Below are 26,571 nucleotides of genomic sequence, written 5' to 3'. Positions count from 1 at the left end.
CAGAAAATAGTGGTTCAAGTTGCTTTTTATGCCTTTTCGGCGCTGACAATTGGTGGCGCATTAGCCGTGCTGCTGACCCGTAATGTCCTTTACGCGGCTTTTTTCCTATTGCTGACGTTGTTCGGTGTCGCTGGTTTGTTTGTTCTGGCGAGTGCCGATTTCCTGGCCATTGCGCAAATCATGATATACGTGGGTGGCGTACTGGTGCTGGTGATTTTCGGTATTATGCTGACGCATAAACCCGATCCTCTGACCAACGCCAATAGCGAGCAGCCCAACCGCATCGTATCCCAATACCGATCCAGTGCCGCATTGGGGTGGGTAACGGCTGTGTTCGTTGCCGGAGCTTTGTTTGTCGGCCTCAGCACATTACTGGTGCGCGCTAATTTTACGTTACTGAGCCGGCCGGTTGGCTGGCAAAGCACGATGACCACCATTGGCAAACAACTCATGACCGAGTATGTCGTGCCGTTCGAAATTGCGGGTATTCTGCTGTTGGCGGCCCTTGTGGGCGCTACCTATCTAGCCGCTCCACAAACTAAACCTTCCCAGGATGCAACCCGTTGACAGTCATTTATTTTTATTGGTGGGCGCGGCCCTCTTCAGTATCGGGCTGGCGGTGGTCCTGCTCAAACGCCATGCTATTGTGGTGCTCATGGGCATCGAGTTGATGCTTAATGCTGTCAATATCAATCTGGTTGCTTTTAGCCAGTATGATCCCGACCGATTACAGGGGCAAATGCTCAGCTTATTCGTGATGGTCGTTGCTGCGGCCGAATCGGCCATTGCGCTGGCCATTGTTTTGCAGGTTTATCGTCATTTCCGCACAGCACAACTGGATGAGTTGAACGAACTCAATAATTGACAGATACCTTCGAGACGATCATCCAGGGTATTTTAGAGGATGGCTACGGCATTACCGATAATTTTATAACACCAGCCGAAGTGGCCGCTCTGGCCAGTCAGTTGCATTTGCGCTATGACGCGGGCACGTTTAAGGCCGCTGGTATTGGCAACCAGCAGGTGTCGGTTGAATATACTGTGCGGGGCGACGAAATCCTGTGGCTGGACGAGATGCCAACAATACCCGCCGAAATTGCTTTTCTGCTACGGATCGGTGAGTTTATGACATACATCAACCAAACCTGTTACCTGGGCCTGCGCGATGTTGAGTTTCACTATGCCGTATACCCAACGGGTACCTTCTACAAGCGCCACCTTGATCAATTTAGAAGTGATTCGCGTCGGAAACTATCGGTGATCTGCTACCTGAATGTCGACTGGCATGAAGCCGATGGAGGACAGCTGGCTCTCTATCTGCCGGGCGTCACAAATGGTGCAGAGCGGCAAATTACCATTTCGCCTTTAGGTGGACGGCTGGTTTGTTTTGAGAGTGATATACTGCCGCACGAAGTATTACCCGCCACCCACGAACGACTTAGTGTGACAGGTTGGTTGAAAACGTCAGGATAGACGTTTGCTTCCGCAAAGGATAATCGGGATATTTGCGGCCAATTCTGACGAACGACGAATGCTCGCCAATGCCCCCCAACTGATTTCTGTGCTGATGGCTACCCTGCTGGGACTGCCTTTTGCGGGGTTCCTGGTCTTGACCGGGGCATCCCGCCGAACGGCTGGTTTTATCGCGATCTCGTTCACGAGTGTTGGGCTGGCCCTCTCTTTATTTTTAGCGATTACCTTACCCCATCAGCCGGTATTGGTGAAAGCCGATTGGGCAACGCTGTCGGGAGCGTCGTTCACGTTTAGTTTACGGCTCGATGCGCTGGCGGCTCTGATGCTCGTGCTGGTGCATTTTGTGGCCCTGCTTGTGCAGATCTATTCGCTGTCCTACCTGCACGACGAACCTAAATTACGGCGCTATTTTGCCTATCTGCAATTGTTCGTCGGGGCCATGCTGGGCATTGTTCTGGCCGGTAATCTGCTGGTGATGTATGCCTTCTGGGAACTGGTAGGTCTGGCGTCCTACCTACTCATCGGCTTTTATGCCGAACGTCCCGCTTCGTCTAAAGCAGCCAAAAAAGCGTTTATGATGAATCGGGTGGGCGATATTGGCTTCCTGATTGGTATTTTCCTGACGTATTACTATTACGATACGCTCGATTTCGCTACGCTGGCAACGATTGGCGGGCAGGCCGTTCTGCCAACGTCTCTGGGCTTATGCCTGTTCATGGGCTGCGTAGGTAAATCAGCCCAGTTTCCGCTGTTGACCTGGCTCCCCGACGCTATGGAAGGGCCAACGCCTGTGTCAGCTTTACTGCATGCCGCTACGATGGTGGCTGCCGGTATTTTCCTCCTGGCCCGCATTCACCCACTTCTCTCGCCCGACGCCCTGGTGGTGGTGGCCGTGATTGGTACGATAACAACCGTGTGGGGTGGGTACTCGGCCCTGTTCCAAACTGACATTAAGAAAGTGCTGGCCTTTTCGACGGTGTCGCAACTTGGATTGATGGTGGCGGGTATGGGGACCGATAATGTGGGAGGTTCTCTATTTCATTTGCTCACCCACGCCTTCTTCAAAGCAGGTTTATTCCTGAGTGCAGGAGCCATCATTCACGCGGTGCATAGCCAGGATATGCGGCACATGGGCGCTTTACGCAAAGTCCTGCCAACTACATTTGTTGCCTACACGATCTGTGCTGCTGCCCTGTCAGGGTTACCTTTCTTCGCTGGGTTTCTGTCAAAGGAAGCTATTTTGGGCGGGGCTTTCAGTTGGGCGGCTGCCCAGAATCATGGGCTGGCGTATATCATTCCAAGCCTGTTGTTGCTGTCATCCGGCCTGACCGCCCTGTATATGGCCCGGCAATGGCGGCTGATCTTCTTTGGCACTTATCGGAATGACGAAGTACCACTACCGCAGGTACATGAACCTGACTGGTATATGCGTGGACCGGTTGTACTGCTGGCTGGCCTTTCCGTATGGGTCTGGTTCTCGGCTAATCCGCTCTCCGGGCATAGCAGCTGGTTCTTTAACCTTATCCCCGTTCGTGAAGAAGCGGATATTGTATGGCTGGCTCCGGTATCCATCGCCCTCGTTTTGCTGGGCGGCTGGGCAGGTTTCCGGATGCGCGAGCCGGGAGCTTCTGCCAGTTATGTTCGCCTGTCGCTTGATTACGGCTTTCTAGACCTTTTTTATGATGTATTGGTGATAAAGCCAACGGTACGTTTAGCCGCGTTCCTCAATCGGGCCGACCATCGGATTGTCGACGGAATGGTTAACGGTGCCGGGGTAGGTGGCGTCGTGTTGGCGCATCTGACCAGCGGCTTTGACCGTCTGGGCGTCGATGGTGTCGTCAATGGGGCGGCCTGGCTGGCGGGTCAGTTGGGGCAGGTGACCCGTTCTATCCAGAATGGACGAGTGCAGTCGTATATCACGGCGGCTGTGATTGGTTTGTTGGTGCTGCTTTGGTGGTTGCTTTAGTGTCTCGGGGCCAGACTTAATGTCTGGTCCGTGTTTACCAAAGGTCAGGCAGAAGTCTGGCCCAGATAGCTATATGATTCTTTCGTTACTGATCTTTATTCCGTTAATCGGTTCGCTGGTGGTGGCTCTGCTGCCCGAAAGCCGGAGCACGCAAAGCCGATGGATTGCCCTGGCCGTAACACTGGCCGACCTGGTGCTGGCCGGGATGGCCTATGGGGGTTTCGACAAGTCTGTGGGCGGCTACCAGTTGCTCGAACAGGCTAACTGGATTACGCTGCCATTGGGTAATCTGGGCATTGCTTCCATCGACTACCTGCTCGGCGTTGATGGCATGAGCCTCCCGCTGGTCGTATTGTCGGCGGTGGTCATGCTGATTGGCGTGGTATCGTCCTGGTCGATGACGCACCGGCTCAAAGCCTACTATTCGCTCTATTTATTGCTGACGGGCACGATCATGGGCTGTTTTGTTGCCCTCGACTTCTTCCTGTTTTTCCTGTTCTTCGAGTTCATGCTCCTGCCGATGTATTTTCTGATCGGCTTATGGGGCGGTCCCCGGCGCGAATATGCGTCCATCAAGTTTTTCCTATATACCCTGTTAGGGTCACTGCTGATTTTACTGGTCATGATCGGCCTGTACCTGTCTGTCATGGACCCCATCAGTACGGCAGTGGCTGCTGGTATCATCGCCGACCCATCGGCCGCTACGGACGAGTTGGTGCGAACGTTACAGGTTTATCTCCGGAATGGGCAGATAAACCCCGCTCAGATCGTCCACACCTTCGATATGCGGTACCTGGCCGATGGTGGGAACTATCTACCCAATGCGTTTTTGAATCCGGCAGTCGAGCCTGTTGTGTTGGGGCTTCCGGCCCGTATGCTGGCGTTCTGGGCCATTTTTATTGGTTTTGCCATTAAACTCCCAATTGTGCCGCTGCATACCTGGCTGCCCGATGCACACGTAGAAGCGCCGACGCCGGTATCGGTGGTGCTGGCGGGGGTGTTGCTCAAAATTGGGGGGTACGGTTTTCTGCGAATCGCCTGGAATTTCTTCCCCGATGGAGCGGCCGAATACGCCACGGCGTTGGCCGGATTGGGTGTATTGTCCATTGTGTATGGTGGACTGAATGCTCTGGCACAGGTCGATTTAAAGAAAATGATCGCCTATTCGTCGGTGTCGCACATGGGCTTTGTAATGCTGGGCATTGCCTCGCTCACGGCCGAAGGAATCAACGGGGCCGTGTATCAGATGGTAAGCCACGGGGTATTGTCGGCCATGCTTTTCCTGATTGTGGGAGTGTTGTATGACCGCACCCACGACCGGCGCATCGATTCGTACCGGGGCCTTATGCAGCCCATGCCGAATTACACAACTCTGACGGCCATTGCGTTCTTTGCCTCGCTGGGCTTACCGGGCTTTTCTGGCTTCGTGGGTGAGTTATTTACCCTTATGGGCAGCTTTCAATCCGACTGGCTGCCCGGCTGGCTGACGGCGGTTGCCACAACGGGGATTTTGCTGGCGGCAGCGTATTTTCTCTGGACCCTCCAGCGGATGTTCTTCGGGCCGCTCTGGGTTCGTCCGTTTGAAACCGGCACTGGCCTGACTGCCACCCTGAACGACCTCACCGCCCGCGAAAAACTTATGCTGATACCGCTGGGCGTACTGGCCTTGCTGCTGGGGTTGTTCCCGAATTTTATTTTCGACCTGACAAACGTAACCGTGGCACAGTGGCTGGTGAAGTTCTCCGTGGAGTAAGGAAGCTGTAATGGGTCTATTTGCCCCTCTTTAAATCAGCCATAAGGTCAATAAACGCTAATCCAACTTCGCGCAGATACGGGTTGCCATTTTTGGCAATTACAGCGCAACGATAGAGCAACTCTTCCTGCTTGTCCTGAAAGGAATCATCGATTCGAATGTAATCGGTAGCAGCAAAATGCTCATACCAGCTATTGAATTTTCGCCAGCGGACTTCCTGCTTTCTGTCGGCTGTGTCACACATGAAAATGGTGATCGTTAGACTGCTTTTGTCATAAAAGTCGCGGATGATGGCGGCTACGGTCGGGCAACAAGCGCATCAAAAGGTGGCCGTCTATCAAGAGGGTTATTGGCCACTTTGATCACCAGCTCGACAATTTCATCGAATAAGACGAAGCCCTCGCCAAATAAATAAGGCGTTGGTTTGAACAGAACTTCGTAAATGATTAATAAATCTGTTGTAAACGCGTAAGTATTTCGCTCACCACCAATAAACAGAAAATCGTACTTAGATGGCTGCTGTCCCTCGTTCATCACGTCTACGTTTCAATTCAGCTACAGCCGCCTGAATGAGCGGGTCAGTGTGGAAGTTATCGACGATGTCCTGTTCGGCCTGCCTTTTATCGGCAATTAATCGCTTAAAGATGGCCATGGCACGCTCGTGTCTGGCGAGATCAGAAGGGACTTCCGTCGCAGTTGGTTGCTGGTTCGTTTTCATGGGTAATCAGTTGGTTGTCAGACAAAGATAGCGTTAACTATCATAAAAACGACTGGCCGCTCCAGTCCGTTCATTTACCATATTTCCGGCTTCGGGCGAACTGCCAGACGAAGCCTACCAGCCCAACGAGGGCCAATGGTCCGAGTAAGTTAAGCAACTGCCAGCCCGTTCGGTTAGCGTCTACTTTTATCTTGTCTAAGGGGCGAAGAGTTACCGTTCGGGTTCGGGCCGCAATAACGCCGTTTGGGTCAATGAGGTAATCAATAGCGTTCAGGGCGAAATCCTTATTGGCAAACGTATTGCGCGTGAACCGGTCGAAACCCAGCGGATAGGGCGCGTTACGTTTATAATCGACATCATTCAGAATCAGGTCGCCGTCGGAGCAGATCAGTATGCGGGAGGCCACGCCTTCGGCCCGGAAACCCGCTGCCCGAGGATCGCCCGGCAAGATCCGGTTGGCAAACAGCGACTGAAATTTACCTTCGAGCAAACAGCCGATCAGTTTGTTGCCCTCGTCATAAGTTTTCGGGTCGGGCTGCTGCCGGGCTTCGTTGTACGAAATCAGCGCGGGTGCCTTGAGCACTTTGGTGTACGCCGACGTTAACAGCAAGGGTGTTTTTTTGATGCCCGGTGCCCGTACCGTGTCGAGGGTACTGGCGAAGCGGGCTAATACGGCGTCAAGATTTCGGACGATGGGGTTACCCGACGTACCAAAATTGTTGAGTAGCGGATAAAAACGCCAGGGTACCAGTTGTACGTTGGGTTTGTCGCCCAGGTTGCCCACGTTGAGGGGAATAGGCGCACAGTAGAAATCCTTTACCACGTCGCGGTTGAGCCGGACGCCCCAACGAAAAAACAAATCGTCGAGGTTCAGGCTGATGGGCTGGGCGTAAGTGCCTTCGTTACTGACGCTGTCGACGCGCTGTCCATCGACAAAAAATAACGCCCGGCCGCCGTTAACGACGTATTGGTCGATCTTGAAAATCTCTTCTTCCGAAAACGGTTTATCCGGTTTGGGAACCAGCATGACATCGAGCCCGGCAATGGGACCGGGTTTGCTCATGTCAATTAAAAATAGATCGTAATTCTGTTGTACCGAGGCCAGCAGGTCCGCGAAGCGTGAGGGTGGAACCTGTGTATGGTCGTAAAGCAGCCCGACGCGTCGGCGGTTTTCTTTCGTTTGGGTCAGCTTTCGAATGGCCGACGCCAGCTGGAATTCAACCCCTTCATACGATTGATTGAGCTGCTCTTCGGGCGAAGCGGTTTTGTTGCCTTTCAGAAATTGAACAGCGGTTTCCTGACCTTTGTAGGAGACAATAGCCCCCGGAAAGACCAGTTTCTCGGTTCGTTTACCGCCTTCATTGGCAAACAGATTGGTCGGTAATAACCCTTTCTGTTGCAGCTTATCAATGAATTTGTTCTTCTCTTCCGTATTGGTGATGAGGGCAGGGTCGATAAATCGGTAGGTAACGGTCTTGCCTGCCTGTGCCTGAAACTCGTCCAGGTTCTCGCGAACGGCGTTTTCCAGTCGTTTAAATCCGGGAGGTAAATCACCCGTCAGATACACATCCACGTGGATGTCGTCCGGCAACTCAGCCAATAGATTTTGGGTAGCCTCCGATAGGGTATACCGTTTTTCTTCCGTTAAGTCAATTCGGAAAAACACGAATGCCGACAACACGTTGACGACAACCAGGGCCGCTATAATAAGCAGGGTACGCAGAGAAGCGGATTTCATACGGAACAGTAACGAACAACCGGGCCAAAATGGTCTTTAGTGTCGCTAACAGACTGGCATTCCGGTTATCGGGTAATGGGTAAACGGTCATTACTCAACCCTAACGGGCCATGTTCGCCGTTGGTCATACAGGGACCCATGTGCACGAACATACAATGGCCAACGGGTTTTTAGTTGAGTCTTTGCTCTGGAATGGCGGTCAGATTAATGGCTTTGGCATCGTCCTGAGCGGTCTCAACGGAGTCTAATTTGTTGGGCTCAATACCGAGTTGTTTCATAAGCCGATGCTGGCAGGCCTCAATATAAACCAGCCGGGCAAGGATCTGAGTCATCCGGGAATCCTGTTCATCCTGCCGTTGGAGTAAGTACGCTGTTTTTACTTCCAGTTCATCAAGGCGTTGTTTGTCGCGTTCAGTCATGGTGGTTATCAGGTGAGAGTTCAGGCAAGATACGGATTTAATTCTTTCGCGCTTTAAAATCCGCCCCGGTCGTAGAAGCTCCGGCGACGGCTGAGTTTCAGCTCCTGCAAAATAGACGACCGTGCCCGCAGGTCGAACGAGTAGTTGCCCGAGCGGAAGTTATTGCCCGAGTAAGGCGTCCAGTTAAAGGCCATTTCCCAGCAGTGCAGATCGCGGTTAATGCCGATGGTCGTCAGCGTCGGGCTCTTGAAAGCGAAGTCATAGCCGGTGTTGACCGTAATTTTCCACTTCGGGGTCAGGCTTAGGTCGCCCGTTAAGGTCAGCGCCTGAATTACCTGCGATTGAACGGGCGTCAGTTGCGTGAGCCCGAAAGTGTAGCTAACGTTCATGGACCAGGGAATGTTGAAATCAACGTACAACTCCGGGTTGTTGTTGATCGCCTTCATAGTCGCATCGGAGGCATTGGGACTGCTTTTCTTTTTGTCGGCCTGCTTGGGAGCAAAGCGGGCGCTTACATACGCCTGCAGGTTGGTCATACGCAGCAGCCCCTGTCCGGCCTGATAAGCATACACATTGGGTACACGAATGTATTGCTGGTTCTGGTACTCCTGTTGTATGGCCAGAATGGATGGCGAGTAGGAGAGGGGCGTTATGGCCGTGGTTGGAAAGTAATACTGCGCGGTTCCTCCGTAGGGCCTGTAGGCGTAAGGGTCGAAAGTGGACGAAAAGTTAAAGCTGATATTTTTGAAAATCTGCGTGTTGGCGCTCACCGTAAGGGGCGACAGCTTGTAATCGGGTGCCAGCAGGTTGTAACTGCCATTGACGCTCAGGTTGTCGAAAATAGGAATCTTCTTGAATTCCTGCCCGGACGAGTCGCTGCGGGTGCGCACTTTCATTTCCAGCTGGTTGACGATGCCGAACGTAATGAACGCCGACTGGGTGCTGGATGCACTGCCCCCGCTGCCGCCCAATCCCCGGAATACGGAAAGCGTTCGGCGATACAGCGGCAAATTAGCCAGTGGGCCGACTGCATCCAATACCTGAAACTGCCCAAACGACGGGTTCGTGAAATCGGGTACATAGCTGAAGGAAATGGACGGTGCCACCGTGTGCCGGATAGCCTCGATACGTTTGCTGCGAATAAAGAACGTGCCGTAAAAACGGGTGTTCATACTGGCGTTGACCGAGAAATTGTAGGAGGGGAAAAAGCCCCTTGATGTATCCACCCGTATGCCGTTCTCTACGGGAACGTAATTAAGTTTCTTGCTGTAAATGTCGCCCTGAATGGCGAATCCGGGCGTCACGTTGATATACCGGAACAGCTTCACGTTGGGCAAGGAAATGGGAATGCTGTACCGTGCCTGTACGACCCGATTATTCCAGATCCGGCTGGCATTGGCCATGCTGAACGCAATCAGGTTCGGGTCGGCCGCAACGATACCGAAGCGGAGGTTTGTCGCGCGGGTTAAGCTGTCGTTATAGCGCTGTAGGGCATTCACCGTCGTTATCTGGGTAATGACCGGGAAGCCAAGCCCGGTGGTATCCACCTGCGTCCGGATGGTATTGCTCACGCTGATCGAACCACTGACATCCAGGCCCACCCGGAAACTTTCGTACCACCGGCCACTGCCGCCTTTGAGGGCAAATGGCGAAATCTGGTTGATACCAAAGTTGAAGTCCGACGATACATCCGTTTTACCATTCGCCCGAACGCCCGTAATCTGGTTCACCTGCCCAAACTGCTGGTTCACGCGTAAGTTGGCCCCCGCCCGTGCATATTGCCCGAACGTGCGGCTATATTGCACCGAGGAGCCCGCGACGTTGGAGATATACGACTGGGTGCTGTAGGAGTTAAACTGGTTGTAGCTGTTGCTGCTCACGTTCACGTTGGCCGAAAAACTACCCCGTCCGCGTGGTACCGGTGAGTGCGCCCAGTTGATGGAGAAGTCGTTCCGTGGCGTTTGCGTGGTGTCGACCCGGTCGCCGGAGCGGTTGCGGTTGAATTGCAGGTTCACGCTGCCGCTGTACCGGTACCGTTTGTTGTAGGCCGACGATAGGCCCAGCCCCCAGCTGCCCCGCGAGTAAATCTGCCCTTTGAACTGTAGCCCCAGGTTCTCGTTGACGGCCCAGTAATAGCCGCCATCGCGCAGGTAAAAACCGCGTCCGTTGGGCTCCTCGCCATATTGAGGCACAATAATGCCCGATACGCCGATCTCTTTCCGTTTCGGAAAGGGGAAAAAGCCGAAGGGTAAGCCGATGGGTAGTGGAATTTGATTGATAACCAGGTTGAACGGTCCGGCCACCACCTGTTTGTTATGAATGACCTTCAGTTTACTGGCATTGATATGAAAGTGCGGGGTCGCCAGGTTACAGGTCGTGTAAATGGCTTTACCGATGTACAGGTTGTCTTCGTCGTCTTTCTTTACCGTCTGACCCCGAATGTTCCCTTCGCCCTGCTGGGTGATCACGCCCTGAATCCGCCCTTTTCGGGATTTGAAATTATAGCGGATCTCTTTGGCGTCGTACTTGCCTTCGCCGTCCTGAAATATGGGTCTGCCGATCAGCTTTTGGGCTGTAGAGTCATAGCGGCCCCGGGCAAATACTTCATTGGTCAGGTAATTCAGGCGGATATACTCGGCTTTGAGCGAAATATCACCATAAATGACGCTGGCCTCTCCAAACAGCTCCACCGTTCGGCCGTCCGCCGAATAGAACGTCGAATCTCTGGCCTGGTATTTGACGGTTGTTTTAAACGAATCGGCAGACTGGAGCGAATCTCTCAGAACCGAATCGGTGACGGCCACCTGGGCAGAATCCACGCTTATGGCGGGCAGCGTCAGGCTGGCCGGTCCCTGCGGACGCACGATATTCGGCGAAACAATGCCGGGAATGGTGGCAGCAGGCTTGGCGGACGTCGCCGGTTGTTTTTGAGCCGGGTTTGTTTTTCCGGCAATGACCGGAGCCGCCGGGCGGCTGGAACGTCTGACAAGGCTGTGTTGAGAAGAAGCCATGTCGACAGACAGATTCCCCGTCAGGCGCCGGGCGAACTGCACCGGCCTGGGCACCAGCGGTACCAAAGACGTTAACCTGACGGGCGTGCTATTGACCGGGGCTGGTAATTTGGGTGTCTGCTTTGTCAGTCGCGTCCGGGCGGTGTCTCGATTTGCCGGACGGGCAGCCGGTGCCGGGAGCTGGCGGGTCGTGCCGGTACCCAGCCGGTTCGGGGCTGAATAATTCTGGTTAAGTTCGCGCTCCAGCTCGCTCTCCTGGCCGACGCCTGCGGGGCTTGTTGGTGTTTCTGGTAAGGTAGCGGTACCCGACGAAGGCCCCACCACAACTCGTCCGCCAGATTTCTTTTGGGTCGCAACGGGGGTAGGCGTACTGTCGCTGGGGGATTCCGGCGTTGGGTCAGCCACCCGCTGTGCTGGTACACCAGCAGGGGGTAAACCGCCCTTTGCGGGCTGTCGGGGCGTTTCTTTGCTTTGCCCTAACGCGTTAAACGTCCAGAGCAACCAGATAAGAACGCCGAACGCCTTTATCCATATTGGTCGTATTCGCGAGGGCCGCAAAATAAAGTATGCTTTTTTCAGGATTATTAAAAAAATTATATTTGCCAAAAGACCGTTAAGTCTATGGCTTACAAAGGTATTCATGAACAGTTATCCCGCTACCGCTTTGAAACGTTTTTGGTCGTTAAAAATTATTAAATCAACCGGTATCCGTATTTCGGCAACATCTCCCGGAATAATGACAACAGCGGTCTTATTGATTCTGCCCTTGCTGGCTCTGACTACACCGGGGGCTTTGTCGCCCGATTTAACGCAGGACACCCTTCGGCGCGTTGGATCGCAGGATACGGAAACGGCCGCCAACGATACTCCCAACCAGGTACGTACGGTGGTGCTCGATGCGGGCCACGGCGGAAAAGACCCGGGCACACATGGTCGTTATGCCAAGGAGAAAACAATCAATCTGGCACTGATTCTGCAATTAGGACGGAAAATTAAGAATAAGCATCCAAATGTTCGGGTTATTTATACCCGCTCATCCGATCACTTTGTCGATTTGATCGAACGGGGAGCTATCGCCAATCGAAGTCGGGCGGATCTTTTTATTTCGATTCACTGCAATGCCAGCCCATCCAGCAGTCAGGTATATGGCACGGAAACCTATACGTTAGGGCTGCACAGAACCGAGCGAAATCTGGACGTGGCCCGTCGGGAGAATGCTGTTATTCTGCAGGAAAAAAATTATCAGCAAACCTACAAAGGCTTTGATCCCAACTCCCCTCTGGCCACGATCATGCTGGCGAATTACCAGCACGCCTTTATGGGAAGCAGCATCAATTTTGCCGAAAAGATTGAACGCAGTTTTCGCCATAACGCCGACCGTAAAAGTAACGGGGTGAAACAGGCCGGATTTATTGTCCTCTGGAAAGCAACAATGCCCAGTGTGCTGATTGAGACGGGTTATCTGACCAATCCCGCCGAAGAAGATTACCTTCGGTCGGAGCAGGGGCAGGACGAAGTATCGACCGCTATCTACAAAGCTTTCCTGCAATACAAGCAGGAAATCGAAACCAGCGAGTAAGCGAACATTGGCGTTATGATTGGCTAAAAAGCCATATCTTACTACGGTCCTTCTTTGGTAGTCGTTGCCTTTCCTGCTTTTTCCGACTTTTACGGGACAAACAACCGCTAAAGTTGGTTATAGGGTCAATCAATCGGATTGGCCTGTCCTCTTGGGCTGTTCACCTTCACATACGCATGAAAGTTTCTAAAGAAGTAAAAGTAGGGTTGTTGGCTGTCGTCTCGCTGATGATGCTCTATTTTGGATTTAGATTTTTGAAAGGTTCTGATTTCTTCTCCTCCACGCGCAAATATCAGGTTGTTTATGACAATATTGACGGTCTGGTGGCATCTAACCCAGTCAGTATCAATGGGCTAACTGTAGGTCAGGTCAAGAGTATCGAGATCTTGCAGAAACAGCAGAATAAATTATTAGTGACGCTGGAGATCAAAAAAAATATCCTGGTAACGCAGGGCTCGAGGGCAGTATTGGCCGACGATGGCCTGTTGGGCGGTAAATTGATTCGACTTGGTATCAACTACGGCAAGCCTGAACTCGAAGAAGGCGGTGCCCTGGTGGCTGTGAAAGAATCAGGCTTATCCGCCCTGATCCGGGAAAAAACCCTGCCCGTTCTGAATAACGTTGACTCGCTGACCTATCAGCTCAACCGGGTGGTAGCCCAGTTCGACCAGACGGGCGTTGTGCTGAATCAGACCCTTCGCAGCGCCAATGCAGCTGTTGGCACACTTGGTTTGACAATTGCCGAAAACCGGGCGGGCCTCCAGGCGACTTTAGCCAATGTAAACAAGCTGTCGTCGTCGCTGATCGAAACCGAAAAACAACTCAAGCCCATTCTGGCCAAGGCGGATACCTTCGCTGACTCGCTTCAGGGACTTCAGCTGAAACAAACCCTGGGCAGTGTCAATAAAACGGTTGACAACCTTCAAAAAATTCTGGGATCGATTAGCAAAGGCGAGGGCTCGCTCGGTAAACTAGCATCGGACGAAGCCCTCTACCGTAACGTTAACGCTACAACTGCCAGCCTCGAAAAACTGCTGACCGACCTTCGGGAGAATCCCAAACGGTACGTACATTTCTCGCTTTTCGGCCGTAAAGAGAAACCGGCTGCCACCGCCGAGACCGCGCCAGCCAGCACAACGGGTATGACAAGCCGGAGCGATTCGACGAAATAGATACTGCTGATGCTTGCGTGTCGGGTCTGACTTCCAGACCCGACACGCAAGCATCAGCAGTTTGTGCTAACATACTGTGAGCCGGGTTCCAAACCCGACCGGTTAGGTTTCTTAAAACCTAACCGATTTATCCCATCTACAGAAGGTTTTGAGAAACCTTCCTAGTCAGGTTAAGAACCTGACTCCACAGTGTTAAATATACCCGGTATATAAGCTCCCATACGCTAATTGACCAGCACGACCCCTTTTTCTTTGGCCATCTGGTTGATGCGCATGAGGTTGGTTTCAATCGTCATTTTCAATTTCCCTAACTGTTCATCGACGGCCTGCGTAAGCTGTCCGCGTACTTCTTCCCCCTGTTTCGTTGGGCGGAAGTCGCCCTGTGCCTGCTCGCTCATGAGGTGAGCCAGCCGGTTGTTGAGCTTGATGCCGTAGTTGAGCGGGTCCTGAACACTCATGTTTTTGGTCTGGTGAATGTCGTTCTCGATGGTTTTGAGGTCATCTTCAAACTTCCTGATGACGTCGTTTATGTCCTTATTTTTCTCGTCGGCCCCCATCTTGTTTTTCAGATACGTCAAGTCCTCCTTGATTTTGCGGAGCCCGATAATGCCCTCGTTCGCTTCCGTCACTTTGTTGCGTACCTTCATCAAGAAGTCGAACTGGGCCTGATAATCTTCCGGCGTCGTTTTCAGGCGCGGGTCTTTAAGAATCTCAAACGGTTGGGTCTGAGATAGGCCGTTTACCGTCAGCCTGACCTGGTATTTGCCCGGTACGGCTTTGGGGCCGAGGTTGGGCGAGCCGTAGAACACCATGCCGGGGAAGGTTTTGTAGCCGGGATAGCGCATGTCCCACACAAAGCGGTCGCCCCCGGATTTAACTTTTAGTAGGTCGGCTTTTACGCTGGCTTTGCTGCTGAAGGCGCGGATGAGGCTGCCGTTGCTTTCCAGGATTTCCAGCTTAACCTCCGTGGCCGGGTCGGCTTTCCTGATGAAGTAATGAACCATTACGCCATTCGGGTGATTTTCGCCTTCGAGAGCAGCCTCCCGTTTGTCGTAACCGGCCATGCGGTAGGTCGCCATTGGCTGGTACAGCATAACATCTTTCGTAGCGACCTCACTTTTGAGTTGATGAAGTGGCGTAACGTCGTCGATCAGCCAGAAACTGCGTCCGTGGGTGGCGGCAATGAGATTGTCATTCTTAAGGGCCAGGTCATGAATGGGTACGGGCGGCAGGTTGAGCTGGAGTTTCGACCAGCTTTCGGCATCGTCAAATGAAACCCACACGCCCCGCTCGGTACCGGCATAGAGCAGCCCCTTGCGCTTGGGATCGGCCCGAACGACCCGCACAAACTCATCCTTCGGAATGCCTTTGGTCATCACCGTCCAGGTTTTGCCGTAGTCGAGCGTCTTGTAAATGTAGGGCGTGTAATCACCAAACTTGTACGACGTTGCCGCGATGTAAGCCCCCCCTTTCACGAAAGGATTGACCTCCACCGAGTTCATCATGTTGTACTTCGGCGACATGGGCGGGGTGACGTTTTTCCAGCTCTTGCCGCCATCCGTTGTCATATGCACCAGCCCGTCGTCGGAACCCGTCCAGATTTCTCCTTCGGTATAGGGCGATTCGGCCGCGGCAAAGACGTTGGCGTAGTATTCCGCGCCGGTGTTATCCTGCGTGATCGGCCCACCCGACGATTTGATGGTTTCGGGCTCTCCCCGCGACAAATCGGGGCTGATCACTTCCCAACTTTCGCCACCCGTGTAACTCACGTGCAGGTGGTTCGAGCCGGCATACAGCTTCTTCGGGTTATGCGGACTGAAAAAGACCGGGTAATTCCAGTTGAAGCGGTATTTCATCGCGTCGGCTCCCGAACCGGCGGGCAGGTCGGGGTAGATATTGGTGGAGCGTTCCTGCCCGGTGGCAATATCCTGCATGGTCATATACCCTTTGTAATCGCCACCGAAAACGACCTCGCTGTTGAGTGGGTCGGGAGCCAGATGGGCACTTTCGCCAATAGCCAGGGCGACCCAGTCTTTCTCGGTAACGGATGTGCTGCCCGTCCGGTGGGAAATCCGCACACTGGTGTTGTCCTGCTGCGCCCCGTAGATGCGGTACGGGAAATGGTTGTCGGTCGAAACGCGGTAGAACTGGGCGGTTGGCTGGTTGTGGTAGGTTGTCCAGTTGTTGCCGCCATCGGTCGAAATCTGAGCGCCCCCGTCATCGGCAATGGCCATGCGTTTGTTGTTGTTGGGGTCGATCCAGAGGTCATGGTGGTCGCCGTGGGGGGCATTTTTCAGTTCGAAGGTTTTCCCACCATCTTTCGATACGCCATAACTTACGTTCATAACATATACGATGTCCTCGTTCTGCGAGTCGGCGTAAATGCGGCAGTAGTACCAGGCCCGTTGCAGCAATGCGCGATCCTGATTGATTTTGGCCCAGGTTTTCCCGGCATCGTCAGAGCGGTAAACGCCACCGGCGTCTTTATTCTCAATAATGGCCCAAACCCGGCTGGAGTTCTTCGGCGAAACGGTTACGCCAATGATGCCGTTGATACCCGACGGCATCCCCGATTTATCCGACAGGTTTTCCCAAGTGTCGCCCCCATCGGTGCTTTTCCACAGCTTGGAGTCGGGACCACCGCTATCCATGCGGTAGCCGTTGCGCTTCATGTTCCAGGTGCTGGCATACATGATGCGCGGGTTGTTTGGGTCGAGGACCAGATCGGCGGCACCCGCCTGGTCGTTGATGTACAGTACTTTTTTCCAGGTCTGCCCACCATCGGTGCTGCGAAAAATACCCCGCATTTCGTTGGGCTTCCAGAGGTTGCCCATAGCCGCTACGTAGACCACATCGGGGTTTTTAGGGTGAATGCGAATGCGGGCGATGTGTTTGGAGTCGGTCAGGCCGATGCGTTTCCAGCTTGTGCCTGCATCAGTCGAGCGCCACATACCGGTGCCGGATGCCACGTTATTGCGTAAGGTTTGCTCGCCTTCGCCCACATAAATAACGTTAGGGTCGCTTTCGGCAACGGCTACGGCACCAATCGTTCCGCCAAAGTAATTGTCGGTGATGTTGCCCCAGGTCTGCCCGCCATCAGTCGTACGCCAGACGCCCCCGCCCACGGTGCCCATGTAATACAGGTTGGGGTTGTCTTTTACGCCCGTAACGGTGCAGGAGCGCCCGCCCCGGAAGGGCCCCAGCTCACGCCAGCGTAGCCCCTCGTAGGTGACTGGATCGAAGGTCAACGCGGCCGGTGCTTTCTGCGCCTGACCCAGAGCGAGACGGCTTACAAAGAGCATAAGAAAAATGTAGAGGAAAGACTTCTGCATAGGAGAATAGGATTTTGAGCTTGACTGGTCGCTTTGGGTGCGTTAACCAGGGGTTTTCGTTATTTCACCAAACTTAGCAAATGCTTATAATTTAATCAGGTCTAATTTTTCGTTTCGTTATATAATTTTGAAAAATACAAGAAAAGCCAAATATGATTATTAAATATCTGTAAGCTTTACGCTGGCATGGCGAATTGTTTTGAGGGCCTGGTTTTTGAGATGGCAACAACTGGCTTACTTTAGAGTTTTCTAATGGCCTGCACGGCTGCACTTCTCCTTCATTCATGCAAACCCTTCTCGACGAACTCGCGCAACGCACCACAAAAACCCAGCTTGGTGGCGGACAAAAGAAAATAGATGACCAGCATAAAAAAGGGAAGCTGACCGCCCGCGAGCGGATCGACTACCTGACCGATGAAGGGGCTCCGTTTGTCGAGATTGGTCTTTTTACGGGCGAGGGCATGTATGCCGAACATGGCGGCTGCCCGTCGGGTGGCGTTGTTGTCGGTGTTGGCTATGTGTCGGGTCGGCAGTGCGTCATTGTGGCGAATGATGCTACGGTGAAGGCCGGTGCCTGGTTTCCCATCACCGCCAAGAAGAACCTCCGGGCGCAGGAGATTGCCATGGAGAACCAGTTACCCATTATTTACCTGGTCGATAGCGCGGGCGTTTACCTGCCGTTGCAGGACGAAGTCTTTGCCGATAAAGAGCACTTTGGCCGGACATTTCGGAACAACGCGCATCTTTCGGCCATGGGCGTTTTGCAGGTGGCGGCTGTTATGGGCAGCTGCGTTGCCGGAGGGGCGTATTTGCCCATTATGTCCGACGAAGCGCTGATCGTGGAAGGTACCGGGTCCATATTTCTGGCGGGTCCTTATCTGGTTAAAGCGTCGATTGGCGAAGAGGTCGACGCCGAAACGCTGGGCGGAGCCGTTACGCATACCGATATTTCCGGCGTGATCGACAACCGCTACCCGGACGACAAAAGCTGTCTCGATGCCATCAAGCGCATTTTCGATAAAACGGGTCATCAGCCAACGGCTGGCTTCGACCGGGTCGAACCTGTATTACCCGCTAAAAACCCCGCCGACATCTACCAGATCCTACCCGCTGACCGTGTAAAACCTTACGACATGCAGGAGATTGTGGATAGACTTGTGGATAACTCGGCTTTCGATGCGTATAAACCCGGTTATGGGCAGTCGCTCATTTGCGGATATGCCCGAATTGACGGCTGGGCGGTGGGTATCATTGCCAACCAGCGCAAAGTGGTGAAAGCCAAAGGGAAGACGGGTCAGCCAACCGAAATGCAGATGGGTGGTGTGATCTACGGCGATGCCGCCGATAAAGCGGCCCGTTTCATCATGAACTGCAACCAGAAGCGGATTCCGCTGGTGTTCATACAGGACGTATCGGGCTTTATGGTCGGGAGTCGGGCCGAGCAGGGGGGCATCATTAAAGATGGGGCCAAGATGGTTAGTGCTATGGCTAATTCGGTCGTGCCCAAGTTCACGGTTGTGGTCGGCAATAGTTATGGAGCGGGCAATTACGCCATGTGCGGCAAAGCTTATGACCCCCGGCTGATGCTGGCCTGGCCAACGGCACAAATGGCCGTAATGAGTGGTGCCTCGGCCGCCAAAACATTACTCCAGATTCAGGTAGCGGCTCAGAAAGCGAAGGGCCAGCCTATGACAGCTGAAGAAGAACAGGCACAGCTGGACAAAATAACGGACCAGTACAACGCCCAGCTTTCGCCCTACTACGCAGCCGCCCGTTTGTGGGTCGACGCCGTCATCGACCCGCTCGATACCCGGAAGATTTTGTCAGAAGGTATTTCGGCGGCTAATCACGCGCCAATGACGAAGCGATTTTCGGTAGGGGTGATTCAGACGTAGTTTGAGGGGCTATTACAACTATCTTTTTAAAACAAGGATTAACCACAGAGTCACGGAATACACAGAGCTTCTTTAATTGGCTGCTCTGTGTGCTCCGTGACTCTGTGGTTCAATTACTTATTTCGCAGCCCGCACCACCTTCACCTCATCGGCGGTGATGGCGTCGGCTTTGTTGCCAAAGTTGCTGCGGATATAGGTGAGCACATCAGCAATCTGGGTGTCGTTCAGGAAATCGTGGGCAGGCATGGCGTTATCGTACATATCACCTTCAATTTCCTGGCCCTGCAAGCCTTTCAATAAGACATTGATCAGCCGGGTCTTATCGCCCAGAACCCAATCCGTGCCACGGAGGGGCGGATTCAGGTTGGGAACGCCGGAGCCATTGGCCTGGTGGCAGGTCAGACAGTTTTGTTCGTAAATAAGCTGTCCGGCGGCTTTGGTTGCCGCTGCACCTGGTTTGGCAGTTGCTTTAGCCGCTGGTTTCTTCGTTTGCGCGATGGCAACGGAAAGCGAAAGGCAAAGGAATAAGGTGGCGAGTAATTTCATTAAGATAACGTTTTCTGAATAACAGGTTGGGATAACGAATGGTTGGCGTTTAGCGGACCCCGCCCGACGGTCTACTTGCGCCATTTCAGGGTGTTCAGCATATGGATAATATCCTTGCGAATGTATTGGATAGCGGGTTGCAGGGAATCATTTTCGGTGGCTGTGTTGAAATACAAGGCCCCCCGCATAAAATGGGTTGTTGAGTCGGTCGTGATAAACTGCACCTGGCTAGGCACCTCGCCCGCCAAATCAATGACGCTCGCTTCCAGGCCTGACTTCAGGCGGATTCTACGCTCTTCAAACACCGAGGCTTTTATTTTGTGTCGCGCTGCCAGCTTATAGGAGTCGTCGAGCATCGCCCTAAGTCGTTTCATATCGTTCAGAACGGGCTTGTACGTCAACTGAACGCTGGCTTTGAACATGGGATAATGAATGAAAATCCAGTGCGGTTCGGACCGGGCGAAGGTGTCGGGGAGGATTTTGGCAATTGAGTTGTATTCGAACTCGTACGGATGTGTCGGGTCGATCAGTTTATAGGTCGGTGTCGGCAGATCGAAACGGGGGAAACCCTTTGGTTTCGGTACGTAATTTTCTGAAGTGTCGTTGCCACAAGCGGCCAGAAAAAGCCCTGTAAGCAGCAGGAATGCGTATTTTATCACGGGTGAATAAGAAAATGTGCAGATTGACAACTAAGTAAACGCAAAAGCCCGGCGGTTTCGTGCCGGGCTGCGCGTAAAGTCTATACGACGATCAATTAAGCATTTACATCTTCCAGTTCTTCCTTCATGACCGGCTGGCCCATCAGGGTGGCAAATCGGTTAATGTTGAAGGTCGGTTCAAACCAGACTTCGCCCATAACCGGATGTTTCACCGGCACATCGGGGTTCTTGATTTCGTTCAGCAACACGCCGGTATCGCCGGTCGTATGGCGTTTCACCTGCCGAATGGTATACATCTGGTCTCGCTTTGGCGTTTGTATACCGAACTCAGCATAAAAGGCCAGCACGGGAGCCGGAAAATTGTCGTTTGTGCAAATAACTTCCATAGTCGTCTGAACCGGGATTTATCAGATTTCTAAGATTAACATGATTTTGCTAAAAAATGTCCTATGTGAAGATAGAAAATTCTTTGAATCATAAAAATCAGATGAATCCAGGCTCCGGTTAGCCTTCAAACAGATTTCCTAACTGCCCCAGTACGGAGCCGCCTTCTTTGTGGGCTTGTCCGCCACCCGGCGATAAGCGCTGCACGAGTTTCGAGATTGGCATCGACTGAATCCAGACTTTACCAGAGCCACGCAGCGTAGCCAGAAACAGGCCTTCGCCACCGAATACCATGCTGCGCAGGCCACCCGCCCGCTGAACATCGAAGTTGATACTCGGTTCAAAACCCACTACGCAACCCGTATCAACGCGCAGGGTTTCGTTGTTTAGGATGCGTTCAACAACCACACCGCCCGCATGAATGAAAGCCATCCCATCGCTCTGTACTTTCTCTAGAATAAAGCCTTCGCCCCCAAAGAAACCCGCGCCCAGGCGCTGATTAAAATGAATGCTTAGTCTTGTGCCCAAAGCTGCGCACAGGAAGGCATCTTTCTGAACGATAAGCGTGTTGCCATACACATTGGCCATGTTGATTGGCATAATGGTGCCGGGGTATGGTGCTGAGAAAGCGACCTTCCGCTTACCAACGCCCCGGTTGGTAAAATGCGTCATGAAGAGCGATTCGCCCATGACCATCCGCGAACCGGCCTGCAGCAACTTGCCCAGAAATCCCTGGTCTGGCTGCGAACCATCGCCCATTTTGGTTTCAAAGGTGATGCCGTCTTCCATATACAGCATCGAACCCGCTTCGGCAATAACGGTTTCGTTGGGGTCCAGTTCTATTTCAACGATCTGGATGTCTTCGCCAATAATCTTGTAATCGATTTCGTGAGCGTACATAAGTCAGTTTTGGTTAACCTTAACAGGTAATGATGGACGAAAACTAATGAATGACACGCAGTTTATTGGTAAAATTTCTGACAAACGGCACAAAAAAAAGCCCGACCGGGCGTTTTGGCAGGTCGGGCTTTTAGCGTTGGTTGATGTCGTCGGGGAGATCGTTGTCCGTCTCATCGAAGAGGTGGTCATCATCCGATGCGTCGTCTTTCTCATCCTCGTCCGGCTCGCCTTTCAGATTCAGATCAGTGCGGTGGCGAAGTTTTTTATCGTCCACGGTTTTGTTCAGAAACTGATTGATCCGGTCAATATCAAAACTCGTCGTGATTTCGCCGAAGGAGTTTATCTGAATGTCGAAGCCTTCGAGTTCTTTATGAACGCGCGGCTTATCATTCTCGTCGGGATTGGTTTTTTTCTTTGCCATAAGCTTCGTGGTTTATCACAAACCTATAAGGTCTCAAAGACCGAAACCCCGGTTTGGCGTATAAGTTTAAAAAATTAAATGGATTCTGGTGCGGGTAGTCGGCTGACGCGGTTGGTAAGCTGGCGCGGGCATTTGCCCGTGCCTTTACATAAAGCAAGCATTCGCTTGCGTCAGTGAATACTGACTTCATACATAGGCACGGGCAAATGCCCGCGCCAGCTTACCAACCGCGCCAGCTTCATCCTACCCCAGCGTTGCCAGTGCTTTTTCCAGCCGGGCTACGGTTTCATCTTTGCCGATGATTTCCATCGTCAGCATCAGGTCCGGGCCAGCGCCGGAACCCGTTAGGGCCAGCCGCATCGCCTGCATGATTTTGCCCTGCTTGATACCCGCCTGCTGCATGGCATCGCCGAGGGTATGCTTGATATCGTCGGCCATAAACGCACCGTCGAAGGGTTGCAGCGCATCGCGGAAAACGGCGACAGCCTTTTTGGCATCGTCGTTCCATTTGGCTGTTACAATAGCTTCGTCGTAAGTCGTTGGCGCGTTGAAGATGGTACCGGCTTCGGTAAAGATCTCGTGCCCGAAATTAACGCGTCCTTTAAGTAGGGCCGCAATTTTCTCCGCTTTCTCCAGCGAGCAGCTAAAACCAGCCGCTTCGGCCTGTTGCTGAACGGCGGGAGCCAGGACAGCATCGGGTTGCAGCCGGATGTACTGGTGGTTGAACCACTGTGCTTTCTGAATATCGAAACGGGCACCGGCTTTGTGAACCTGGGTAAGGTCGAAGCTGGCGATCAACTCATCCATCGTAAACAGTTCCTGCTCCGTGCCGGGGTTCCAGCCCAGCAGGGCCAGAAAGTTGATGGTCGCTTCGGGCAGGTAGCCATCTTCCCGAAAACCGCGTGCGACAACACCTGAAACCGGGTCGGTCCACTGAAGCGGAAAGATGGGGAAGCCACCGAGGTCGGCGTCGCGCTTGCTGAGTTTGCCATTGCCTTCGGGTTTGAGGAGCAGGGGCAGGTGAGCGAACTGCGGCATGGTATCTTCCCAGCCCAGGTAGCGGTACAGCAGCACGTGCAACGGTGCCGAGGGCAGCCACTCTTCGCCCCGGATCACGTGGGTGATTTCCATCAGGTGGTCATCCACGATGTTGGCGAGGTGGTAGGTCGGCAATCCGTCTGACTTGAGCAGCACTTTATCGTCAATGGCCGACGAATGCACATTCACCCAACCCCGAATCAGGTCGTTGAGCCGAACTTCCTCTTTGCGGGGCGTTTTCAGCCGGATCACAAACGGGTCGCCCGCGTCCATGCGCGCCTTCACGTCTTCGGGCTTCATGGTCAGGGAGTTTCGCATCTGCATCCGTGTAATGGCGTTGTACTGCGCTGCCGGAGCATTGGCCTCTTCAAGCCGTTTGCGCATGGCGTCCAGTTCTTCGGCCGTATCGAAGGCATAATAGGCTTTGCCTTCATCCACCAACCGCTGGGCTTCTTTCTGATAAATGTCACGGCGTTCTGACTGCCGGTAAGGGGCATGGGGACCACCCGTACCCTGACCTTCGTCGATTTCGATGCCTGCCCATTTTAAGGCTTCCAGAATATATTCTTCGGCACCCGGCACAAAGCGATTCTGGTCGGTATCTTCGATACGCAGGAGCATTTTTCCGCCCATCTTGCGGGCAAACAGGTAATTATAAAGCGCAGTACGCACTCCGCCAATGTGCAGCGGGCCGGTAGGGCTGGGCGCGAAACGAACGCGAACGGGTCTTGACATAAAATTGGGGGAGGAAGGGGAGGAGAGGGAGGATGGAGGAAAGGAAACTGCGTTTTTATTCTTTCTTATTCCCTTTCTTCCATCCTCCCTCTCCTCCCCTTCCTCCTTTATTGAACTGCTATAACTGAAATTTCAACGTTAACATCTTTAGGCAGGCGGGCGACTTCTACGGTTTCGCGGGCGGGCGGATTTTCGGTGAAGAACCGGCCATATACCTCGTTGATGGCCGCGAAGTTATTCATGTCTTTCACGAAAATGCTGCTTTTAACCACATTCGGGTAATCCATACCGGCGGCTTTCAGAATCGCGCCGATGTTTTCCATCACCTTCTGCGTCTCGGCCTGAATGTCGCCCTGGGTCGACAGGTCGAACGCTATCTGGCCCGACACGAATAAGGTTCCGTTACGCTTAACGGCCTGACTATATGGACCGATGGGAGCCGGAGCGTCGTCGGTATAAACAATTTGTTTGCTCATGGTTTTTAATGAAGAGTAGCCACTAGTCGTCTGTTAGGCATTTATGGGAAGATAGACCTCGGCTGACTGTTGGCTGACCAGTAAATTGCCTGCAAGTTATCACTAAACCCCCGGATGGCCGAAAATCAGGCTGGCATCTTCACGAAAAACGATTTTTGGTACTGTAAAACACAATGGAACACCGCTTATGGCTTTTTGGAACGAATTATTAGAAAACGCATCTGCTGATGCAGAAACCCAGTTTGACCGGCTTAAGAGTCGGCTTTTCGGACGGCTCGATGCCCGCAAACCGTACCGAATTATTTACTACCGTGGCTTTGGCAGTCCAACAGCGGTCTGGGTGTCGGGGCGCGTGTTACGGCAGCACGATTTAAGTACTCCCAGCGACCGGGACACATTCTGGCAAAATCTGCTGGCCACCTATCAGCGCTTTGGCAGTCGGGAGGTATCCAATGTAACGGTACGGATAGAGGCTTTTGGGCAAACACACACCGCTGTAACGGATGAAGATGGTTTTTTTGAGGTGACGATCAACCCACCGAATGATCTACCGCCTGGCCGGGCGTGGTTTCCGGTGCGTTACTCGCTGGATGGCGTTGAGCAACCCGCAACGGAACTGAACGAAGGCCATGACCCGGTAGAGAAAGAGGGTCATCTGATGATCTCGCCCCCCTATAGCCAGTTTGGCGTTATTTCGGATATCGACGATACGGTTCTGGTGACAGATGCTACCAATCTGCTCCAGACCGCCAAACTCACCTTTCTCGGAAATGCCTATACGCGATTGCCGTTTGCCGGTATAGCCGCTTTTTATCGGGCTTTGCAGAGCGGCCCGGTCACGACTCTGTTCAACCCGATTTATTTTGTGTCGAGCAGCCCCTGGAATCTGTACGATCTGCTGGTCGACTTTTTCCGTATTCAGGGTATTCCCAAAGGACCCATTCTGCTGCGGGAGCTGGATCTGGGTGCCAAATTGTTATCGTCGCAGGGGCATCATACGCACAAGCTGTCGATGATTCGGAAAGTGATGGACGTTAATCCGCAGCTGCCCTTCGTGCTCATTGGCGACAGTGGCCAGCAGGACCCCGAAATCTACTCGCAGGTGGTACGGGAGAATCCCGGCCGGATTCGGGCGGTGTATATCCGCGATGTGACACCCGATCAACGCGACGAAGCCGTTCGCGAACTCATTCGAACGACGGAGGCCTACAACGTGCCTATGCTGCTGGTCGCGGATACCGTTGCGGCTGCCGAGCATGCTGCGTCCCTCGGCCTGATCGACCCGGATACCATACCCGAAATCCGCGCCGACCGACGTGCTGATAAAGAAAGTTGACTTTTTTTGCCGGACTACGCAACCTGTTTTCAAAACCGCCCGTATTGACGAATGAACCGGTTCAACTGTTCTTTATTCACTCTCTAACACAGTTGAAAGTATGAAACGAATTGTTTACGTCAATCGCTCCCTGATGGCAACGCTACTGTTGCTGGTAACTTTATTTGGCTGTAGTGAGGAAAATCCATCGCTGCCATCGCCCGATGTTGCCATCAAACCTTCGTCACTCGGGAACGTCATGACAGGTGAGGGCGGCAAGACGCTTTATTTCTTTGCCGGAGATGTTGCCGGAGATGGTACCTGTGCGGGTACCTGCAAGGATAACTGGCCCATTTTCTACAAAGAGACTCCAACGCTCGGTACGGGTTTGAAAGCAACGGATTTTGCCACGATCACCCGCGCCGATGGTAGTAAACAAACGACCTTTAAAGGGTGGCCACTCTATTATTTCAAAAATGACGCCAAAGCCGGGGACATTACCGGCGACAAGGTAGGGGGTGTCTGGATGGTTGCCAGGACAAATTATAGCGTGATGCTGGCATCCCGACAACTGGTTGGTAATGACGGAAAAAACTATACATTTGATACCAAAGAGGGTACAGGAAATTCGCTCTTTTTAGTCGATAGTGTAGGACGTACCTTATATGCATATGCGTTCGACAAAAACAACGTCAATAAATACACGAAAGCGGACTTGAGTAACAACCCAACCTGGCCAATATATGAGACGCCGTCTACCATCGGTGCCATTCCATCGGCCCTGGAGGTAACCGATTTCAGAACCATCACCGCGGTTGGTAAAACACAACTAACATACAAAGGGTGGCCTCTGTACTATTTCGGCCCCGACCAGGGTATCCGGGGAAAAACATTGGGCGTGAGCGTACCCCGGCCAGGTATTTGGCCCGTGGTTAATGCCACATCGCCAGTAGCCCCCAATTAACAGGTTGTAAGTAAATTAACAGTCTGCGGCCTGTTTTACGTTTACCGGTCAGCAGCCCGTTTAAGGATACCCAACTG

Annotated in this window: 24 protein-coding genes; 10 read left to right on the top strand and 14 right to left on the bottom strand. The window is 52.9% G+C overall.

What is annotated here, in order from left to right:
- Positions 1 to 9: 9 nt before the first annotated feature.
- The 5 genes from ACYVK4_RS03880 to ACYVK4_RS03860 all read left to right on the top strand — a co-directional run bounded on the left by ACYVK4_RS03880 (position 10) and on the right by ACYVK4_RS03860 (position 5,192).
- Positions 10 to 567, top strand: a complete 558-nt coding sequence (locus ACYVK4_RS03880; RefSeq protein ID WP_461126172.1) for an NADH-quinone oxidoreductase subunit J family protein — start codon at positions 10 to 12, stop codon at positions 565 to 567.
- On the top strand, positions 554 to 865 hold the full coding sequence (nuoK, locus tag ACYVK4_RS03875; RefSeq protein ID WP_461126171.1) for an NADH-quinone oxidoreductase subunit NuoK: 312 nt from the start codon (positions 554 to 556) through the stop codon (positions 863 to 865). The genes ACYVK4_RS03880 and nuoK overlap by 14 nt, the downstream gene beginning before the upstream one ends.
- Positions 862 to 1,473, top strand: coding sequence for a 2OG-Fe(II) oxygenase (locus ACYVK4_RS03870; RefSeq protein WP_461126170.1), 612 nt, complete (start codon positions 862 to 864; stop codon positions 1,471 to 1,473). The genes nuoK and ACYVK4_RS03870 overlap by 4 nt, the downstream gene beginning before the upstream one ends.
- Before the next feature lie 58 nt (positions 1,474 to 1,531).
- Positions 1,532 to 3,439, top strand: a complete 1,908-nt coding sequence (locus tag ACYVK4_RS03865; RefSeq protein ID WP_461126169.1) for an NADH-quinone oxidoreductase subunit 5 family protein — start codon at positions 1,532 to 1,534, stop codon at positions 3,437 to 3,439.
- Between the two features lie 73 nt (positions 3,440 to 3,512).
- Entirely contained in the window at positions 3,513 to 5,192 is a 1,680-nt protein-coding gene (locus ACYVK4_RS03860) for a complex I subunit 4 family protein (protein WP_461126168.1), read from the top strand.
- Between the two features lie 16 nt (positions 5,193 to 5,208).
- Here ACYVK4_RS03860 and ACYVK4_RS03855 read toward each other — a convergent pair whose 3' ends face one another.
- From ACYVK4_RS03855 to ACYVK4_RS03830, 6 genes are all read right to left on the bottom strand, one after another.
- Positions 5,209 to 5,436 (bottom strand): DUF6169 family protein, encoded by a 228-nt coding sequence (locus tag ACYVK4_RS03855; RefSeq protein ID WP_461126167.1) that lies wholly within the window; start codon positions 5,434 to 5,436, stop codon positions 5,209 to 5,211.
- A gap of 53 nt (positions 5,437 to 5,489) precedes the next feature.
- Positions 5,490 to 5,726 (bottom strand): hypothetical protein, encoded by a 237-nt coding sequence (locus tag ACYVK4_RS03850; protein ID WP_461126166.1) that lies wholly within the window; start codon positions 5,724 to 5,726, stop codon positions 5,490 to 5,492.
- On the bottom strand, positions 5,701 to 5,910 hold the full coding sequence (locus ACYVK4_RS03845) for a hypothetical protein (RefSeq protein ID WP_461126165.1): 210 nt from the start codon (positions 5,908 to 5,910) through the stop codon (positions 5,701 to 5,703). The genes ACYVK4_RS03850 and ACYVK4_RS03845 overlap by 26 nt, the downstream gene beginning before the upstream one ends.
- 70 nt (positions 5,911 to 5,980) lie before the next feature.
- Positions 5,981 to 7,648 (bottom strand): gliding motility-associated ABC transporter substrate-binding protein GldG, encoded by a 1,668-nt coding sequence (gldG, locus tag ACYVK4_RS03840; protein ID WP_461126164.1) that lies wholly within the window; start codon positions 7,646 to 7,648, stop codon positions 5,981 to 5,983.
- A gap of 170 nt (positions 7,649 to 7,818) precedes the next feature.
- Positions 7,819 to 8,067, bottom strand: coding sequence for a hypothetical protein (locus tag ACYVK4_RS03835; protein WP_461126163.1), 249 nt, complete (start codon positions 8,065 to 8,067; stop codon positions 7,819 to 7,821).
- Between the two features lie 53 nt (positions 8,068 to 8,120).
- Positions 8,121 to 11,720, bottom strand: coding sequence for a putative LPS assembly protein LptD (locus ACYVK4_RS03830; RefSeq protein ID WP_461126162.1), 3,600 nt, complete (start codon positions 11,718 to 11,720; stop codon positions 8,121 to 8,123).
- Between the two features lie 94 nt (positions 11,721 to 11,814).
- On the opposite strand from ACYVK4_RS03830, the gene ACYVK4_RS03825 reads away from it, so the two are divergent.
- Entirely contained in the window at positions 11,815 to 12,657 is an 843-nt protein-coding gene (locus ACYVK4_RS03825; RefSeq protein ID WP_461126161.1) for an N-acetylmuramoyl-L-alanine amidase family protein, read from the top strand.
- A gap of 176 nt (positions 12,658 to 12,833) precedes the next feature.
- Positions 12,834 to 13,829, top strand: coding sequence for an MlaD family protein (locus ACYVK4_RS03820; RefSeq protein WP_461126160.1), 996 nt, complete (start codon positions 12,834 to 12,836; stop codon positions 13,827 to 13,829).
- Positions 13,830 to 14,053: 224 nt separating this feature from the next.
- Here ACYVK4_RS03820 and ACYVK4_RS03815 read toward each other — a convergent pair whose 3' ends face one another.
- Complete coding sequence (locus tag ACYVK4_RS03815) at positions 14,054 to 17,161, bottom strand: WD40/YVTN/BNR-like repeat-containing protein (protein ID WP_461126159.1); 3,108 nt, start codon at positions 17,159 to 17,161, stop codon at positions 14,054 to 14,056.
- Between the two features lie 284 nt (positions 17,162 to 17,445).
- Between ACYVK4_RS03815 and ACYVK4_RS03810 the strand changes: the two genes are divergently transcribed.
- Positions 17,446 to 19,056, top strand: coding sequence for an acyl-CoA carboxylase subunit beta (locus ACYVK4_RS03810; RefSeq protein ID WP_461126158.1), 1,611 nt, complete (start codon positions 17,446 to 17,448; stop codon positions 19,054 to 19,056).
- A 117-nt stretch (positions 19,057 to 19,173) separates the two neighbouring features.
- Here ACYVK4_RS03810 and ACYVK4_RS03805 read toward each other — a convergent pair whose 3' ends face one another.
- The 7 genes from ACYVK4_RS03805 to ACYVK4_RS03775 all read right to left on the bottom strand — a co-directional run bounded on the left by ACYVK4_RS03805 (position 19,174) and on the right by ACYVK4_RS03775 (position 24,215).
- Positions 19,174 to 19,602 carry a c-type cytochrome gene (locus ACYVK4_RS03805; protein WP_461126157.1) on the bottom strand — a complete coding sequence of 143 codons (429 nt, stop codon included), beginning with the start codon at positions 19,600 to 19,602 and terminating at the stop codon, positions 19,174 to 19,176.
- 71 nt (positions 19,603 to 19,673) lie between these two features.
- Positions 19,674 to 20,261 carry a gliding motility lipoprotein GldD gene (gene gldD / locus ACYVK4_RS03800; protein ID WP_461126156.1) on the bottom strand — a complete coding sequence of 196 codons (588 nt, stop codon included), beginning with the start codon at positions 20,259 to 20,261 and terminating at the stop codon, positions 19,674 to 19,676.
- Between the two features lie 95 nt (positions 20,262 to 20,356).
- Positions 20,357 to 20,647 carry a hypothetical protein gene (locus ACYVK4_RS03795; RefSeq protein ID WP_297370652.1) on the bottom strand — a complete coding sequence of 97 codons (291 nt, stop codon included), beginning with the start codon at positions 20,645 to 20,647 and terminating at the stop codon, positions 20,357 to 20,359.
- Positions 20,648 to 20,765: 118 nt separating this feature from the next.
- On the bottom strand, positions 20,766 to 21,545 hold the full coding sequence (locus tag ACYVK4_RS03790) for a TIGR00266 family protein (protein WP_461126155.1): 780 nt from the start codon (positions 21,543 to 21,545) through the stop codon (positions 20,766 to 20,768).
- A 130-nt stretch (positions 21,546 to 21,675) separates the two neighbouring features.
- Positions 21,676 to 21,966 (bottom strand): hypothetical protein, encoded by a 291-nt coding sequence (locus ACYVK4_RS03785; protein ID WP_461126154.1) that lies wholly within the window; start codon positions 21,964 to 21,966, stop codon positions 21,676 to 21,678.
- A 243-nt stretch (positions 21,967 to 22,209) separates the two neighbouring features.
- Positions 22,210 to 23,739, bottom strand: a complete 1,530-nt coding sequence (gene gltX, locus ACYVK4_RS03780) for a glutamate--tRNA ligase (RefSeq protein WP_461126153.1) — start codon at positions 23,737 to 23,739, stop codon at positions 22,210 to 22,212.
- Positions 23,740 to 23,846: 107 nt separating this feature from the next.
- On the bottom strand, positions 23,847 to 24,215 hold the full coding sequence (locus tag ACYVK4_RS03775) for a RidA family protein (protein ID WP_461126152.1): 369 nt from the start codon (positions 24,213 to 24,215) through the stop codon (positions 23,847 to 23,849).
- A gap of 187 nt (positions 24,216 to 24,402) precedes the next feature.
- On the opposite strand from ACYVK4_RS03775, the gene ACYVK4_RS03770 reads away from it, so the two are divergent.
- A complete protein-coding gene (locus ACYVK4_RS03770; RefSeq protein ID WP_461126151.1) occupies positions 24,403 to 25,551 on the top strand; it encodes an App1 family protein in 1,149 nt (382 codons plus the stop codon).
- A gap of 100 nt (positions 25,552 to 25,651) precedes the next feature.
- The gene (locus ACYVK4_RS03765) at positions 25,652 to 26,494 is read left to right on the top strand and encodes a hypothetical protein (RefSeq protein WP_461126150.1); all 843 of its coding nucleotides are present in this window, start codon (positions 25,652 to 25,654) and stop codon (positions 26,492 to 26,494) included.
- The last annotated feature ends 77 nt before the right edge of the window (positions 26,495 to 26,571 follow it).

The organism is Spirosoma aerophilum (assembly GCF_054782495.1).
Note: the sequence above shows the minus strand (reverse complement) of the source record. Positions and strands in the feature narration are given on the sequence as shown.

What these genes read in the sequence shown, in the direction of transcription:
- ACYVK4_RS03855 (WP_461126167.1), bottom strand. Translation starts at nt 5,436, where the DNA reads ATGTGTGACACAGCCGACAGAAAGCAGGAAGTCCGCTGGCGAAAATTC.
- ACYVK4_RS03790 (WP_461126155.1), bottom strand. Translation starts at nt 21,545, where the DNA reads ATGTACGCTCACGAAATCGATTACAAGATTATTGGCGAAGACATCCAG.
- ACYVK4_RS03805 (WP_461126157.1), bottom strand. Translation starts at nt 19,602, where the DNA reads ATGAAATTACTCGCCACCTTATTCCTTTGCCTTTCGCTTTCCGTTGCC.
- ACYVK4_RS03825 (WP_461126161.1), top strand. Translation starts at nt 11,815, where the DNA reads ATGACAACAGCGGTCTTATTGATTCTGCCCTTGCTGGCTCTGACTACA.
- ACYVK4_RS03830 (WP_461126162.1), bottom strand. Translation starts at nt 11,720, where the DNA reads ATGAATACCTTTGTAAGCCATAGACTTAACGGTCTTTTGGCAAATATA.
- ACYVK4_RS03765 (WP_461126150.1), top strand. Translation starts at nt 25,652, where the DNA reads ATGAAACGAATTGTTTACGTCAATCGCTCCCTGATGGCAACGCTACTG.
- ACYVK4_RS03860 (WP_461126168.1), top strand. Translation starts at nt 3,513, where the DNA reads ATGATTCTTTCGTTACTGATCTTTATTCCGTTAATCGGTTCGCTGGTG.
- ACYVK4_RS03775 (WP_461126152.1), bottom strand. Translation starts at nt 24,215, where the DNA reads ATGAGCAAACAAATTGTTTATACCGACGACGCTCCGGCTCCCATCGGT.
- nuoK (WP_461126171.1), top strand. Translation starts at nt 554, where the DNA reads ATGCAACCCGTTGACAGTCATTTATTTTTATTGGTGGGCGCGGCCCTC.
- ACYVK4_RS03785 (WP_461126154.1), bottom strand. Translation starts at nt 21,966, where the DNA reads ATGGCAAAGAAAAAAACCAATCCCGACGAGAATGATAAGCCGCGCGTT.
- ACYVK4_RS03865 (WP_461126169.1), top strand. Translation starts at nt 1,532, where the DNA reads ATGCTCGCCAATGCCCCCCAACTGATTTCTGTGCTGATGGCTACCCTG.
- ACYVK4_RS03850 (WP_461126166.1), bottom strand. Translation starts at nt 5,726, where the DNA reads ATGAACGAGGGACAGCAGCCATCTAAGTACGATTTTCTGTTTATTGGT.
- ACYVK4_RS03815 (WP_461126159.1), bottom strand. Translation starts at nt 17,161, where the DNA reads ATGCAGAAGTCTTTCCTCTACATTTTTCTTATGCTCTTTGTAAGCCGT.
- ACYVK4_RS03795 (WP_297370652.1), bottom strand. Translation starts at nt 20,647, where the DNA reads ATGGAAGTTATTTGCACAAACGACAATTTTCCGGCTCCCGTGCTGGCC.
- ACYVK4_RS03845 (WP_461126165.1), bottom strand. Translation starts at nt 5,910, where the DNA reads ATGAAAACGAACCAGCAACCAACTGCGACGGAAGTCCCTTCTGATCTC.
- gldG (WP_461126164.1), bottom strand. Translation starts at nt 7,648, where the DNA reads ATGAAATCCGCTTCTCTGCGTACCCTGCTTATTATAGCGGCCCTGGTT.
- gltX (WP_461126153.1), bottom strand. Translation starts at nt 23,739, where the DNA reads ATGTCAAGACCCGTTCGCGTTCGTTTCGCGCCCAGCCCTACCGGCCCG.
- ACYVK4_RS03770 (WP_461126151.1), top strand. Translation starts at nt 24,403, where the DNA reads ATGGCTTTTTGGAACGAATTATTAGAAAACGCATCTGCTGATGCAGAA.
- ACYVK4_RS03810 (WP_461126158.1), top strand. Translation starts at nt 17,446, where the DNA reads ATGCAAACCCTTCTCGACGAACTCGCGCAACGCACCACAAAAACCCAG.
- ACYVK4_RS03820 (WP_461126160.1), top strand. Translation starts at nt 12,834, where the DNA reads ATGAAAGTTTCTAAAGAAGTAAAAGTAGGGTTGTTGGCTGTCGTCTCG.
- ACYVK4_RS03835 (WP_461126163.1), bottom strand. Translation starts at nt 8,067, where the DNA reads ATGACTGAACGCGACAAACAACGCCTTGATGAACTGGAAGTAAAAACA.